This window comes from Actinosynnema pretiosum, assembly GCF_002354875.1.
Lineage (GTDB): Bacteria > Actinomycetota > Actinomycetes > Mycobacteriales > Pseudonocardiaceae > Actinosynnema > Actinosynnema auranticum.
This window is the reverse complement of sequence record NZ_CP023445.1, coordinates 4,765,549-4,778,891: the sequence shown is the minus strand read 5'-3', so window position 1 is coordinate 4,778,891 and position 13,343 is coordinate 4,765,549. Positions and strand designations below refer to the sequence as shown.

The window sequence follows — 13,343 nt, the reverse complement described above, 5'->3', positions numbered from 1 at the left end:
GAGGCAGCGGTGCCACGAGGAAGACCCAGGGGCTTCGACGCGGACACCGCCGTCGACGCCGCGCTGGACCTGTTCTGGCGGCGCGGTTACGAAGGCACCTCCCTGGCCGACCTCACCGAGGCGATGGGCATCCGCAAAGGAAGCCTCTACCAGACCTTCGGCAGCAAGGAAGCCCTGTTCGACCAGGTCCTGCTCCGCTACGCGGAGACCGTCGCCAGCTACATCACCGAAGCCCTGGCCCTGCCCACCGCGCGCGAGGTCGTGGCCGCGGTCTGGCGAGGTTCCGTGGAAGCCACCACAGGTGACGACTCCCCGCACGGCTGCCTCATCGTGCACGGCGCGCTCAGCTGCTCCGCCGAATCGGAGTCCGTCCGCACCCGCCTGTCCGAGATCCGAGCCGCAGACCGCGCACGCCTCCGCGACCGCCTGACCGCGGCCCCCGCAGCGGAACTACCGGCAACCGCCACCCCCGAAAGCCTCGCCGCCTACGTCGCCACCGTCCAGCACGGCATAGCCGTCCAGGCCCGTAGCGGAGCGGACCGCGACACCCTCCTCACCGCCGTCGACGTGGCCCTAGCTGTCTTCCCCCGCAGCTGAACCGCTGCGGACTCGCAGTGCCGGCCTGCCCCAGCGATCGCCAGCTCCAGCGATCCCAGGTTGCGGCAACCCCAGCCTCCATCGATCCGACCTTCGTCGATCCGTGCTCTTCCGTGCTCTATCGATTCTGGCTCCAGCAATCGCGGGCTTCACACGCCCCGTAGCCGGAAGCGGCTTCCTCGGCTGCTGCGGCACTAATGTGCTCCGTCAGCCCTCTCGGAGGAGCGAGTGCCCGTGACCACGCCCGAGGTGACCGTCCGCCCCGCCACCACCGCCGACCTGGAGGCGGTCGCGGAGATCTACGCCCACTACGTGCACCACACCACGGTCACCTTCGACCTCGTCCCTCCCACCGTGGACGACTGGAGGCGTAAGCACGACGAGGTCACCGCACGAGGACTGCCGTTCCTGATCGCGGACCACGGCGGCGAGGTCGTTGGGTTCGCCTACCTGGCCCCGTGGCGCGCCAAACCTGCCTACCGCCACACCGCGGAGGACACGATCTACCTCGCCCCCGCCGCCACCGGTCGAGGAACGGGAGCGGCGCTGCTGGAAGCGCTGCTCGCGCTGGCGGACAATTCGGGGATCAGGCAGACCATCGCAGTGATCACCGAGGATGGGGAAGGCTCGCTGGCGCTGCACCGGCGATTCGGTTTCACCGAGGCCGGACGCCTGGAAGCCGTTGGCTACAAGCACGAGCGGTGGATCGGGACCATCCTGATGCAGCGCCCACTACCGGGCCGACCGGACAGGTAACCCTCGATCCTCACGGCATCTACTCTCCTTTCTCCACAATGCCTCTCCGCTCTGGTGAGAGGTCCGAACGCGGCCCGCACCCGGCCACCCTTGAGTCAGGCGAAGGTGCATTCGACCGGTCATCGGACCCTGCCGAGGCCGGAGCCATGTGTGACGCTGTGCGGTGGGTGATGACCGGGGTGATGCCGCGGGCATGAACCAGGCGGCGGTACTTGTCGTGGTCCTAGCCTCGGTCAGCGTAGAGCTGGCATGGACACCGCCTGGGCTTGTCAGTTACGACCCGGATCGGCGGGGCGGCGCCGATCAGCGGGATCGGCTGGGTGCCCATGTAGAGGCCCTCCAACGCGGCCCGGTCGTCCGCGCCCCTGCGCCCTGGTTAACGGAAACACCGAAGGTGTGCCGGAATCAGCGGCTCAAGTCACACCCACAGCTCATCGGTCATAACCTCCTCGCGCACGCCATGATCCTGAAGCGCTCCGCGCCACACGCAAAGCCGCCACACCAGCTCATTCTGAACTGATCTCCAAGTGGCCAGGATCGCCCAGCTTCGACTTTCCCGGCCGACAGGTCGTCGGCGAGCAGCGGGCCGCGCTGCCCAAGCGCGCCCTGCGCCACCGGGACCACGTGCTGGTGGCCCGCCTGCCCTTGAATGATGGCGTCGACTCGTGGCTCGCGCTGTGGTTCCTGGAGCTGGGCGAGGACAGCACCTGCGTCGTGATCTCTGGGGTAGACCGCCTGCCCGCGTGAGCGGCGGCGGAAGTGGCGCAGCGCTGCGCGGACGTGCATACCGGCGGATCGGAGCCGTTCGTGCGCACGGCGGACCGCTGCGACACCCTGGATGAGCCGCTCACGGCACTGGTCGACCGCGTCGTGGAGGTCTCGTTGCTGCGCGGACGCCCTGCCGACGTCCTGGTGCTGGCAGGCCACTTCTCCCGTGAAGACCGTGGGTGGGACATCACCTTCACCCCCGACGCCCGCCGTGCGCTGACCAACTCCGACTGGCCCGGCAACGCCAAGCAACTGCGCGCTGCGGTCCGGTAGGCGTCCGCGCGCACGGACCTGATCGACGCGCGGCACTTGTTCATCGAGGTGCTCTCCTGGACCGGGCGCGGGTTCAGCAGGCTGCAAGTGCTGGAGCGTGACGGCATAGTCCGCTGCCTGCCCCCTTCGGGCGCCGCTGTCGTGAGTGCCACGACGGCGCTGGAGATGGGCCGGACCATGCTGTAGCGCAAGATCACGCAGTGCGGCACACACCCGCCGAACCGCTCGGCGGGCACGGCTGCCGATCCGGGCTGAGGTCTGGGCTGAGTTCCGGGCTGCGGTCTGGGTCGTTCGCACGGCTGGTCTCCTTCTTCCGGTTTGCCTGGTTCCAGTGCTCCTGGTCAAACCGTATTGCGCCGCGCGGCCCAGCGGCAGCTACCGCCGATGTCCCCCTTCGAGTGATTGGTGTCGGGTGTCCGCTTCCCTAACCTCGGTGGTGTGAGCTGGGTTTTCCGGGGAGGTGGCCGCTGTGACGACGTTGGTCTGGCACGTGCCGGGCAACCGGGAGCTCGACCTGTCCGCGCTGTCCGAGGCGGATCACCGCCTCGTCGTGGGACTGCGTGGCGCGGGAGAGCTGCTGTGCCTGGAAAGCGCGTCGGGGCAAGGGGAACTGCGCGTCGAGCAGGTCCGGGGGCGCTACCGCGCGGTCCACGTCGGAGGTGACGACGACGCGGAGCCCGGTCGCTGCGGCGGAGGTCCCCACGAGATCCTGCAGGTCACCGACGAGCACCGGAGGCAGCGGGACTACTGGCACCGGGCGGGCGACGACGCGGGGCACCCGAGCGAGGTGGGGCGTGACCTGCTGGGCAGCGGTCCGCAGGACGTGGCCATCCACGGCCCGGTCCCGACCGGTGTCCAGGTGCGGGCCTCGCAGGTGTCGACCGCGACGGCGCGCAGCCGTGCCACGAGATCGCGCCGCGCGGGCTGGCTGCCGTTGTGGTTCACCGCGGCGGACCGGTCCCCGAGCTGGTTCCACCGCGTCCCGTCGGTCGGCTGCAACCGGGTCTCCTGGGACCACCTGCCGCCCAGGGGAACCGCGGTGGCGACGGGGCTCAAGCGGGTGGTCGAGGCCAGGTGCGCGATCGACTCCTTCGACCGCTGCCCGGTCGCAGGACGGGGGCACTGCGGCGGCGTCCACCCGAGGCTGGAGGCGCTGCCCGGCTACACCCTGGACCGGGTGGCGGCTGCGGTCCCGGCCGGTCTCCTGGTCCCGCTGACGCACGCGGAGGACCTGGTCTACCTCGTGGAGCAGGAGTCCCTGCACCACTACGAGCAGCTGACCGGCAGGCCCGCGGGTTACCTCCCCCGCATCCCCGAGCAGCGTCGGGGAACGGCGGGGAGCGCCCCGCTCGCGCGGGGAGGGGCCGACGTGCCGCAGTGGTGCCGCCGGTGCGACAACCGGTTGCTGTACCTGCGTCCTGGGCGGGAGTTGTGCGAGCGCTGCAAGTCCGGGACGCGCGACTCGGTGGTCAGACCCGGCTGAGCGGGCGCAACCGCGTGACGCGCGGCCTGGAATCGCGCTCTGGCAGGGGAAAAGCGTTTCCGGGCTCGGCCGGGGACGTGCGGTGCGGGGCGCGGTGGCCGCGGCGAGGCGGTTGCCGCACCCCGGATGGCGCGGTGGGCCTCCGCTACGCGGCGACCGGTCGGGAGCCCCGGCAGACGGCGCGGAGATCGCTCGCCCTGACGGGGGTTCTGGCCGCGCGGGGCTGCGGGCGGCTGTGCTTGGGGGAACGGGGACCTGCGGGGCGGCCGGGGCTCTTCGTCGGGGGCCGGGAGTTGGGCATGATCTTCAGGACCTTCGCGTGAGGAGGGGGGAGGTGAACCTCGGTTCGGCACTGCTGTGGGTGTCCGCTGCGGACGGTGCTGCGTGGTGGAGCGCTTGTGCGGCAAGGGTTGTCGGGGTCAGGCCGCGATCGCGCGGCGGACCGGCGTCGTCTGGGTGAGCCGGTGCAGGAACTCCGCGTTCGTGGAGGTCTTGCGCAAGCCGTCCAGCAGCACGTCGATCCCGCGATCGCCCTCGCGCATCTGCAGGACCCTGCGCAGCACCCGCGTCGCCGACTGCTCGGCCGGTGACATCAGGAGCTCGTCGCGCCGGGTGCTGCTCTGCCGGATGTCCACCGCCGGGTGCACCCTGCGGTCGGCCAGCGAGCGGTCCAGCTTCAGCTCGGCGTTGCCGGTGCCCCGGTACTCCTCGTGGATCACCGTGTCGCCGGTGGAACCGGTCTCGACCAGCGCGGTCGCGAAGATGGTCAGCGAACCGCCGCCCTCCACGTTGCGCGCCGAGCCGAGGAACCGCTTCGGCGGGTGCAGCGCGCTCGCGCTCACGCCACCGCTGAGCACCCGGCCCGAGGTGGGCGCCGCCAGGTTGTAGGCGCGGCCCAGGCGGGTCAGCGAGTCCAGCAGGATCACCACGTCCCGGCCCAGCTCGACCAGGCGGCGGGCCCGCTCCAGCGCCAGCTCCGCGACCGCGATCTGCTCCTGCGGGGACTGGTCGAACGTCGCGGCGGCCACCTCGGCGTGCACGCTGCGCCGCAGGTCGGTGACCTCCTCGGGACGCTCGCCTACCAGCACCAGCATCACGTGGCACTCGGGGTGGTTGGCGCCGATGCCGCGCGCGATGGCCCGCAGCGCGGAGGTCTTGCCCGCCTTCGGTGGAGCCGAGATCAGCGCGCGCTGGCCCTTGCCGGTGGGCATCACCAGGTCGATGACGCGGCCGGTCAGGTCCTCGGCGTCCGAGGCCAGTCGCAGCCGCTCCCTCGGGTGCAGCGGCGGCAGGTCGGTGAACTCCGGCCTGCCCGAGAGCCGCTCCGGCGGCAGGTCGTTCACGCTGTGGACGTGGTCCAGCCTGGCGTGCTTGCGCTCTTCCGCCGGGGGCTTCGCGCAACCGGTGATCTCGTCGCCCTTGCGCAGGCCCCAGCGGCGGACCAGGGACTGGGGGACGCGGACGTCGCCCTCGCCCGAGGTGTAGCCGTTGGTGCGCAGGAAGGTGGAATCGCCCGCGGTGTCGAGGAGTCCGGTCACCAGGAAGTGGTCGTCACCGTGCTCGTGGTGCTGCGTGTGGACGGCGCGCTGGGTCGGGATGGCGCTTGTCGTTGTGTCGTTTGTGTTGGTGTTCAAGGGTTTTCTCCAATTCTGAACAGGGCGTGCGAGGGCGTGGGAGGGTCGGCGCGGGACCGCGCCTGGATGTGGGACCACGACCGCACGCCGGATGACGTCGGTGATGGGTGTTTCGGAAGAGAAAGCCTCACGGGGGCGAACTGAGCGCCAGCATCCGGGAGGTTGACCTTGGTGGAGAAGTTACCCCGGGTGTGTGGAGCAGTGCAACAAGTTTGTGTCCAGTCACCCGATCGGTCCCCTGTGGACAACTGATTCGCCTGTGGATGGACGTTTGTGGAACTTGCCCGTCCTGTCGAACCTGGTACTGCGAGCGAAGGCGACCCGACGGGTGAGGAGAACGGCGATGATGTGGACGTCGATGGGGAAGGCGTTGCGGGGCAACGGTTCTGCGCGTGACGGTGCGCGCCGGTGTGGGGTTTCCCCGTTGGCCGGAGCGGGGTCCTCAGCGGACGGAAGCGTTCCCGTGGACGGCCGGTGGCGCGTTGCGGTGCGCGAAACCCTGCTGCGCCAGGGGAAGTGGGTCCAGGCTCGGGTGTCCGGGCGGGAGCCTGGGAAGGGGGAGGGGGCGCGTTCCCCCGTGGGAGTGGGGAACGCGCCCCCTCGGTGCGCCGGGTGCTCGGAGTCCTCCGGCGACGATCGGGTCAGGAGATCAGCGGGCGACGGCCAGCAGCGCCGGGTCGTGCGCGTTGACCAGCAGCAGGTCCTGCTCACCCTGACGGTGCAGCTCGGCCAACCGCTCCTGGTTGGCGCGCAGCGCCCCGCGGTCGTGGGCGACGGCCCGCTCCTGCGCCCGCAGCGCCGGTGGCGGCTTCACCCCGCCGGTCAGCGCCCGGTGGTCGTAGAAGGCGTCGCCGGCGTGCAGCACCCAGCGGGACCCGGCGTCCACGGCCACCGCCGCGTGCCCCCTGGTGTGCCCCGGAAGCGGCACGAGCACCACGCCGGGCGCCACGTCGGTCAGCTCCCGAGCCGCCGCGAACCCGCACCAGGACTCGCCGCCAGGCCCGTGCGCCGCGACCTGAGGCCCGTGCTCCCACTGCGCCGACCGGTAGCGCGCCCGCTCCAGCGCGGTGCGCGGCCGGGAGGCGGCCTCCCACTCGGTCGCGGTCACGTGCACCCGCGCCCAGGGGAAGTCCGCGAGCCCGCCGACGTGGTCGGTGTCGAAGTGGGTGACCACGACGTCGCGCACGTCCTCGGGCGCGAACCCGAGCCCGCGCACCTGCTCGACGGCGGTCTCGGCCCGGTCCAGGACCGGGCGGACGACGTGCCGGTACGCGCCGAGCCGCCGGGCGGGCGCGGCGATGTCGGCGACGCCGTACCCGGTGTCCACCAGGGCCAGTCCGGTCGGCGTCTCCAGCAGCAGCACGTGCGTCACGATGCGCGCGCCGGGCAGGCGCATCGTGCCGCAGTTGAGGTGGTGGACCCGCACGGCTCAGTCGTCCGCGCCGAGCGTCGGCGGGGTGGTCCTGAGCAGGCGCTCGTCCGGCTCGCCGGACATGGCGAGCAGCCCGCGCACCGCCTTGACCACCAGCGGCCAGTTGCGCGGGTTCTTGAGGTTCACCCCGGCCAGCACCTGCTTGAGCATGGTGAGCGTGTCGAAGTAGACGCGCTCGCAGACGAGGGTCTCGTGCTCGTCGAAGATGAAGTAGGCCGTCACCCGGACCCGGAAGCGCTGCCCGGTGGGCGGGATCTTGCCGAGCGGGCCCTCGTGGGTGCCCATGAGCCAGAACTCCGCGATGACGGCGTCGGCGCTGTGCCGCAGCGCGATCAGCTCGTGGTCCTGGTCGGGGAAGGCGACCCTGGTGTCGTTGTAGTACCCCCGGACCTCCGCGTCCCCGTCGTGGACGGTCATGGTGGAGATCAGCTCGTAGTGCGGGTGGGGGAAGGTCGACAGCACGTCGTCCCACTGGTGCACGACCTCGTCGTGGAAGTGGTCGAGGACCAGCTTCTCGCGGGCCTTCAGCACGTCGGTCGAGGGGATGGCGAAGCGGCTCATCTGCGGTGCTCTCCGGTGTTCTCGCGCGGGTGGTGGGGGAGGACGCTGCGCCGGGCGTGGGTGTGGATGGCGCAGGGGTGGACGGCTCTGGGGTGGACGGCTCGGAGGTGGATGGCGCGGTGGTGGACGGCGCGGTGGTGGACGGCTCTGGAGCGGACGGCGTGGTGGTGGACGGCTCGGGGGTGGAGCAGGGGGCCGCCCGGTCGTGCCCGGCCCGCGTGGCCGGTCCGCCGCTCCGGGCGCGGTCACCCGGCTGCGTCGCGCCGTGCGGCGCGTGCGGTCGGGAGGGATCGCGTGCCGGTGCGGGCGGATCGGTGGCGCGTGGGCGCGTTGTTGTCGAGGACGAGTGGTGGAAGGAGGTGGGAAGGGACCGATCGGCGGGCACGCTAAACCCCCGATGTGGGTTTTATCAAGGTGGGGCATCATGGGGGCGTGAGCGCCCCAGTTGAGGAGACCCCGCCCGCCACACCCGAGGGCGTCCGCCGAGGACGCCCGCCGAAGGGAGCGGCGCAGCTGTCCAGGGCGGTGATCCTGGACGCCGCGGTGGCGGTGGCCGACGCGGAGGGAGTCTCGGCGGTCTCGATGCGCAGCGTCGCCCGCAGGCTCGGCGTGGACGCCAAGAGCCTCTACAACCACGTCGAGGGCAAGGACGGGCTGCTCGACGCGCTCGCCGAGCACGTCCTGCTGGGCATCCGGCTGCCTGAGCCGACGGGTGTGCCCGAGGACGACCTGCGGGCCATCGCGGTGGAGTTCCGCAGGGGCGCGCTCGCCCATCCGGGCGTGGCCGCGCTCGTGCTGACCCGCCAGCTGTCCTCGATGGCCGGGCTCGCGCCGATCGAGGCGGCGCTGTCGGTGCTGCTGCGGGCGGGGATCGAACCGGAGGAGGCGGTCCACCTGCTGCGGGCGCTGCTGGCGGCCGTGGTGGGCACGCTGCTGCGCGAGGTGTCCGCGGGGCCCGAGCTGGGCACGGCGGATCCGGTGGGCATCGCCCGCAGGCGTGCCGTGCTGGCCTCGTCGGGACTGCCGGGGCTGGTCGCCGCCGCGCCGCACCTGGCCCGGTGCGATCACGACCGGGAGTTCGACTACACCGTCGAGCTGCTGGTGCGGGCGGTCAGCGCGCGGCTGTCGGGGCGGTCGAGCACGTGTGGCCGTTGAGCACGACCGTCTCGTCCGAACCGATCTTGTACCAGCCTGGGCCGAAGCTGCTGACCCAGCCCGAGGTCGTGGCGCGGCACCCGGCGTCGATCAGGAAGTAGTCGACGTCGATCCGGTCGTGCCACCAGCCGCCCATCCGGCCCCACGGTGGCACGGCGCCGTAGGACCAGCCGTTGCCGTAGTCGGCCCAGCGCACGGTGATCCGCGCGGGCGTGCGGTTCTCCAGGGCGCCGCACGGCGGTAGCAGGCAGCCGAGCCGCGCGGTGGGGGCCGCAGCGCTCGTGGGAACCGTCGCGCTCGTGGGGGCCGCAGGGCCTGCGGGGCCAGTGGGGGCGGCGGGTGTGGTGGGCGTGGTGAGCGCTGCGGACAGCAGCAGCGCCGTGCCGAGCGCTCGCATCCGGACCCCCTGGGGTGTGGGTGGACGACCCATCATCCAAGGCGCGGTGGGCTGGTGCAGTGCGAGGCGGGGTGTTCCCTGGCGTGCAACGGGATCATGAGGCGGGAGGTGGTGGGTCGGTTCGGTACAGCTCGGTGACGGCCGCTGCTCGGGCGGCGAGCTCGGTGCGCAGTTCCGGTGGGTCGAGTACCTCCACGTCGGCGCCGAACGACAGCAGGGTCGTGGCCGCGGGCACCGCGCGGAAGCGCAGGCGCACCAGTGCGCGGTCCTCGTCCAGGTCCTCGGGGTCGCCCTCCAGGTCCTGGGCGTGGAACACCAGGAAGCGGGGCAGGAGCGGGCGGCGCACGGCCACGGTCGCCACGAGCTGGGCCGAGGCCTCGTCGACGCGCTTGCGCAGCTGGTCCCACAGGTCGGCCAGCTCGTGGGGCGAGTGCTGGGCCTGCTGGTCCAGGACCGTCGCGGACAGGACGCGGTCCAGGCGGAACAGGCGGTGCGCGCCTCGGTGGCTCGCCACCAGGTACCAGGTGCCCGCCTTGTTGACTAGGCCGTGCGGGTCGGTGGTGCGAGTGGTCAGCGCGCCCTTGCCATCGCGGTAGCGCAGGTGCAGGCGGCGGCCGGTGAAGACCGCTTCCTGGACCGGGGCCAGCGCGTCCGGGGCCGGCGCCCGTGTGCCGCGCCAGCGCGCGGGGTCCACCAGCACCAGTCTGCTGGTGGCCTCGGCCTGCCCGCGGTGGTTCTCGGGCAGGGCGGCCATCACCTTGCGCAGCGCCGAGCGCAGCGCGGGGGCCAGGCCCAGGTCGGCGTGCGCGCGATCGGTGAGCAGCACGAACAGGGCCTTGGACTCCTCGGCGGTCAGGCCGGTGACGTCGGTGCGGAAGTCCGGCAGCAGCGCGATGCCGCCGTTCGGTCCGCGCTCGGTGTAGACCGGGACGCCGGTCGCGGACAGGGCCGCGACGTCCCGCATGACCGTGCGGGTGGACACCTCCAGGCGCTTGGAGAGGGTGCGCGCCGACAGCTTGCCGTGCGACTGGAGCAGCAGCATCATCGACAGCAGCCGGTCGGCTCGCACCCGTCCTCCTCGTGCCCGGTGGTCCCTGTGGTCAGCTCTTGGCGGCGGCCTGCGCCTCGGCCGCGCGCGCCGCGATGAAGGCGCGCGGGTCGAAGACGTACGTGGCCGCGGTGATCTCGCCGTCGGTCACGGTCAGGTGCTCGGCGAAGGTCATGACGACGTCAGGGGTGGTCGTCGCCTCCTGGAGCAGCAGCGCGCCCTCGTCGTCGCCGTACGCAGCCAGCAGCCGCAGTTCGCTGGTGTGCACCAGGAACCGGGACCAGAAGCCCTGCAGACCGGCCTTGCCGGTGGACTCGCCGGTGGGTGCCTTGAGGACGACCTCCTCGGAGGTCAGCGCCGCCGCCGCGTCCATGTCGCGCTCCCGCACGGCCTGGAAGTGCGCCAGCGCCGTCTGGAGTGCCGCGCCGTTCTTCTCGCTCATGTCGTCCTGCTCCTCGCTCGACGTTCCGGTGATGTGAGGAGTCTGCGCGGGAGAGTGTGACACGTTGTGTCATATACGGCGTGGCGGGAGATCGGGATCACGTTCTGGGTGTGCGTGAGTGGCGGGAAAGGCGGGGTGGTAATTGCGTGCGCGGTTCCTGTCGGTCATTAGCGGGAAAGGGGAAGAGTGAATCGGGTGGAGGGGGTGGTGCGTACGATGCGGCGCATGGCGACCTCTCCGCGTTGGCGCACCGCTTACGACGTGGCCATCGTTCTCGTGGTCCTCTGCTTGGCGTTTCCGGGCGGCACCGGTTTCGACTGGGTCCTCGGTTCCGCCATGGCCGTCGCGCTCTACCACCGCAGGCGTGCGCCCGTGGTGGTGATGGCGGTGGTGTCCGCGCTGGCGCTGGCGCAGTACCTGCTGTCGCTCCTCGGGGGGCACGCGGCGTCCGACGTGGCCGGGTACGACATCGCGGTGCTGGTCGCCATGGTGACGGTCGTCGCGCACGTCGAGCGGGTGTGCCAGGCCGTCCTCTCCGGGGTCGTGGTGGTCGTGGGGGCGCTGCTCGTCTTCGCTGAGGGCGAGGAGGCGTTCGGGGTCGCGGGGGCGGTGGTGGCGCTGTGGATGACCGCGTACGTGCTGCGCAACCGCCAGGCGCACGTCGTGGTGCTCCAGGAGCGGGCCGCTGCGGCTGAGCGGGAGCGGGACCACCTGACGCAGCTGGCGAACGCCCGTGAGCGCGGGGAGATCGCCCGTGAGCTGCACGACGTGGTCGCGCACAGCCTCGCGGTGATGGTCATGCAGGCGGACGGGGCGCGGTACGCCCTCGACGGTGATCGGGAGAAGGCGCGGGAGGCGTTGCGGGTCATCGGGGACACCGGGCGGGACGCGTTGCAGGACATGCACCGGATCGTGGACGTGCTGCGCGGGGTCGCCGGGAGCGGGGAGTCCGGTGGGGGCGGGTTGCGCAAGGTCGGCGTGGCGGACCTGGAGCAGATGGTCGACCGCGCTCGTTCGGCCGGGATCGAGGTCGGGCTGCGGGTGGAGGGGGATGTCGGGGAGCTCGCTCCCGCTGACGAGTTGACGCTGGTCCGCGTCGCGCAGGAGGGGATCACCAACGTGCTGCGGCACGCCGGGGCCGGTGCGCGGGCCGAGGTGGTGCTGAAGGTGGAGGGCGGGGTGGCGCTGCTGGAGGTCGTCGACGACGGCGCGGGCAGGGTGAGCCCCGGCGCGTCCGGCAGTGGCGGCAACGGGCTGGTCGGCGTGCGGGAGCGGGTCTCGGTGCACCGGGGGCGGTTCAGCGCCGGGCCGGGGGTGGGGAGCGGGTGGCGGGTCCGGGTCGAGATCCCGCTGCGGCACGGGGTGCCTGGCTGAGCGCGCTCGGGCGCGGGGTGGGCGGTGGTGGTGAGGACGGGACCGAGGGGCCGCGTGCGTGATGGGTGCGCGTGGGACAGTGCTGGTGGGACGTGGGGAGGCACGGGGGATGTCGGTTGTCGGGCGGCCGGTCCGGGTGGTCGTCGTGGACGACCAGCCCTTGATCCGGGCCGGTCTGGGCATGGTGCTCGGTGCGCAGGAGGACATCGAGGTCGTCGGTGAGGCCGAGAACGGCGCGCGGGCGCTGGAGGTGCTGAGCGCGGTCCGGGCCGACGTGGTGATCATGGACATCCGGATGCCGGTGCTGGACGGGGTGGAGGCGACCCGCAGGCTGTGCGCCCTGCCCGATTCGCCGAAGGTGCTGGTGCTGACCACGTTCGACACCGATGAGGACGCGTTCGCGGCGCTGCGGGCCGGGGCCAGCGGGTTCCTGCTGAAGAACTCGCCGCCGGAGGACACGCTGAACGCGATCCGGGTCATCGCGGCCGGTGACGCGGTGGTCGCGCCTCGGGTGACGCGGCGGCTGCTCGACCGGTTCGCCGGGCGGCTCGACACCGCCCCGGCGCCCTCGGACGACCGGCTCGACCTGTTGACCGAGCGCGAGCGGGAGGTGCTGGTGCTGGTGGCGCGCGGGCTGTCCAACGTGGAGCTGGCGGAGCGGATGCACGTGGCCGAGGCGACCGTGAAGACGCACCTGGGGCGGGTGCTGTCCAAGCTCGGGCTGCGCGACCGGGTCCAGGCCGTGGTGCTGGCCTACGAGCTGGGGCTGGTGCGGCCGGGGGAGTGAGCGGCCCTCGGGGCGCGTGGCTCCTGGGGCGCGGCACTGGGGGCGTGGCCCCTGGGGGGCGCGGCGCGGGTCTGCCACCCCGGTCGTACAACCCCGGTCGCAGGCGCTCCGGTGAAGATCAAGCCCAGATGCGATGTCGCCGGTCCCAGACTGCCGAAGAATTCTTCCCGTTCGCAGGGAGTTCTTTCGGGGAAATCGGGAGGGAATTGCTGTGCCCGCCATCGGATCGCGTCGGGTCGACGCCAAGGTGTTGATCGTGCTCGGTGTTGTCGTCGTGCTCGTCGCCGCAGGGGCCTTTTTCGGAATTCGCTGGTGGAACGACTACAAGCGGGTGAGCCAGGCTTCCGCGGAGGACTGCCGGACCGCCGCGCGGATCGTCGAGGAGGGCAAGGCGCTGGGAGCCGACCCCGTTGAGGCCGAGCGGTGGCAGGAGCGGAGCAGGGAGCTGCGCGCGGGGATGCGGGACGGCTACCTCGGGTTCCGGATCGCGGTGTACGAGGGCTGGGCCGCCGCGGTGGCCACCGGGAGCACCGACCGGCCGGACCGGGCGGCCATCGCCGACTCCATGGCCGCCGCCCGCGAGCACTGCGAGGACGCTCGGGTCGACCTGCCCTTCCCGGACCCGAGGTGAGGGGC

At 72.1% G+C, this 13,343-nt stretch carries 14 protein-coding genes; 8 read left to right on the top strand and 6 right to left on the bottom strand.

Annotated features, from left to right (window positions below; translation table 11 throughout):
• Window positions 1–9: 9 nt before the first annotated feature.
• The 4 genes from CNX65_RS20345 (at window position 10) to CNX65_RS20330 (ending at window position 3,877) form a co-directional block, all read left to right on the top strand.
• Entirely contained in the window at window positions 10–597 is a 588-nt protein-coding gene (locus CNX65_RS20345) for a TetR/AcrR family transcriptional regulator (protein WP_096495176.1), read from the top strand.
• Between the two features lie 234 nt (window positions 598–831).
• Window positions 832–1,353: a GNAT family N-acetyltransferase gene (locus tag CNX65_RS20340; protein ID WP_096495175.1), complete on the top strand. Its 522-nt coding sequence runs from the start codon at window positions 832–834 to the stop codon at window positions 1,351–1,353.
• An 807-nt stretch (window positions 1,354–2,160) separates the two neighbouring features.
• Window positions 2,161–2,394 (top strand): AAA-type ATPase lid domain-containing protein, encoded by a 234-nt coding sequence (locus tag CNX65_RS20335; RefSeq protein ID WP_157767750.1) that lies wholly within the window; start codon window positions 2,161–2,163, stop codon window positions 2,392–2,394.
• A gap of 469 nt (window positions 2,395–2,863) precedes the next feature.
• Window positions 2,864–3,877 (top strand): hypothetical protein, encoded by a 1,014-nt coding sequence (locus CNX65_RS20330; RefSeq protein ID WP_096495173.1) that lies wholly within the window; start codon window positions 2,864–2,866, stop codon window positions 3,875–3,877.
• A gap of 419 nt (window positions 3,878–4,296) precedes the next feature.
• On the opposite strand, the gene rho is transcribed toward CNX65_RS20330, so the two are convergent.
• From rho to CNX65_RS20310, 3 genes are all read right to left on the bottom strand, one after another.
• Window positions 4,297–5,511 carry a transcription termination factor Rho gene (rho, locus tag CNX65_RS20320; protein ID WP_218180555.1) on the bottom strand — a complete coding sequence of 405 codons (1,215 nt, stop codon included), beginning with the start codon at window positions 5,509–5,511 and terminating at the stop codon, window positions 4,297–4,299.
• A 649-nt stretch (window positions 5,512–6,160) separates the two neighbouring features.
• Window positions 6,161–6,937: an MBL fold metallo-hydrolase gene (locus CNX65_RS20315; protein ID WP_096495170.1), complete on the bottom strand. Its 777-nt coding sequence runs from the start codon at window positions 6,935–6,937 to the stop codon at window positions 6,161–6,163.
• Window positions 6,938–6,940: 3 nt separating this feature from the next.
• Complete coding sequence (locus tag CNX65_RS20310) at window positions 6,941–7,504, bottom strand: ester cyclase (protein ID WP_096495169.1); 564 nt, start codon at window positions 7,502–7,504, stop codon at window positions 6,941–6,943.
• 432 nt (window positions 7,505–7,936) lie between these two features.
• Here CNX65_RS20310 and CNX65_RS20300 point away from each other — a divergent pair, with 432 nt between their 5' ends.
• Entirely contained in the window at window positions 7,937–8,659 is a 723-nt protein-coding gene (locus CNX65_RS20300) for a TetR/AcrR family transcriptional regulator (RefSeq protein ID WP_232519927.1), read from the top strand.
• Here CNX65_RS20300 and CNX65_RS20295 read toward each other — a convergent pair.
• From CNX65_RS20295 to CNX65_RS20285, 3 genes are all read right to left on the bottom strand, one after another.
• The gene (locus CNX65_RS20295) at window positions 8,616–9,056 is read right to left on the bottom strand and encodes a hypothetical protein (protein WP_096495166.1); all 441 of its coding nucleotides are present in this window, start codon (window positions 9,054–9,056) and stop codon (window positions 8,616–8,618) included. The genes CNX65_RS20300 and CNX65_RS20295 overlap by 44 nt on opposite strands.
• Window positions 9,057–9,150: 94 nt before the next feature.
• A complete protein-coding gene (locus CNX65_RS20290) occupies window positions 9,151–10,125 on the bottom strand; it encodes a helix-turn-helix transcriptional regulator (RefSeq protein ID WP_096495165.1) in 975 nt (324 codons plus the stop codon).
• A gap of 31 nt (window positions 10,126–10,156) precedes the next feature.
• A complete protein-coding gene (locus tag CNX65_RS20285) occupies window positions 10,157–10,546 on the bottom strand; it encodes a nuclear transport factor 2 family protein (RefSeq protein WP_096495164.1) in 390 nt (129 codons plus the stop codon).
• Window positions 10,547–10,771: 225 nt separating this feature from the next.
• On the opposite strand from CNX65_RS20285, the gene CNX65_RS20280 reads away from it, so the two are divergent.
• The 3 genes from CNX65_RS20280 (at window position 10,772) to CNX65_RS20270 (ending at window position 13,338) form a co-directional block, all read left to right on the top strand.
• Window positions 10,772–11,920 (top strand): sensor histidine kinase, encoded by a 1,149-nt coding sequence (locus CNX65_RS20280; RefSeq protein WP_157767749.1) that lies wholly within the window; start codon window positions 10,772–10,774, stop codon window positions 11,918–11,920.
• A 109-nt stretch (window positions 11,921–12,029) separates the two neighbouring features.
• Window positions 12,030–12,707, top strand: coding sequence for a response regulator (locus tag CNX65_RS20275; RefSeq protein ID WP_096495162.1), 678 nt, complete (start codon window positions 12,030–12,032; stop codon window positions 12,705–12,707).
• A 211-nt stretch (window positions 12,708–12,918) separates the two neighbouring features.
• Window positions 12,919–13,338 (top strand): hypothetical protein, encoded by a 420-nt coding sequence (locus CNX65_RS20270; RefSeq protein ID WP_096495161.1) that lies wholly within the window; start codon window positions 12,919–12,921, stop codon window positions 13,336–13,338.
• Window positions 13,339–13,343 lie beyond the last annotated feature (5 nt).

What these genes read in the sequence shown, in the direction of transcription:
- CNX65_RS20280 (WP_157767749.1), top strand. Translation starts at nt 10,772, where the DNA reads ATGGCGACCTCTCCGCGTTGGCGCACCGCTTACGACGTGGCCATCGTT.
- CNX65_RS20310 (WP_096495169.1), bottom strand. Translation starts at nt 7,504, where the DNA reads ATGAGCCGCTTCGCCATCCCCTCGACCGACGTGCTGAAGGCCCGCGAG.
- CNX65_RS20285 (WP_096495164.1), bottom strand. Translation starts at nt 10,546, where the DNA reads ATGAGCGAGAAGAACGGCGCGGCACTCCAGACGGCGCTGGCGCACTTC.
- CNX65_RS20275 (WP_096495162.1), top strand. Translation starts at nt 12,030, where the DNA reads ATGTCGGTTGTCGGGCGGCCGGTCCGGGTGGTCGTCGTGGACGACCAG.
- CNX65_RS20295 (WP_096495166.1), bottom strand. Translation starts at nt 9,056, where the DNA reads ATGCGAGCGCTCGGCACGGCGCTGCTGCTGTCCGCAGCGCTCACCACG.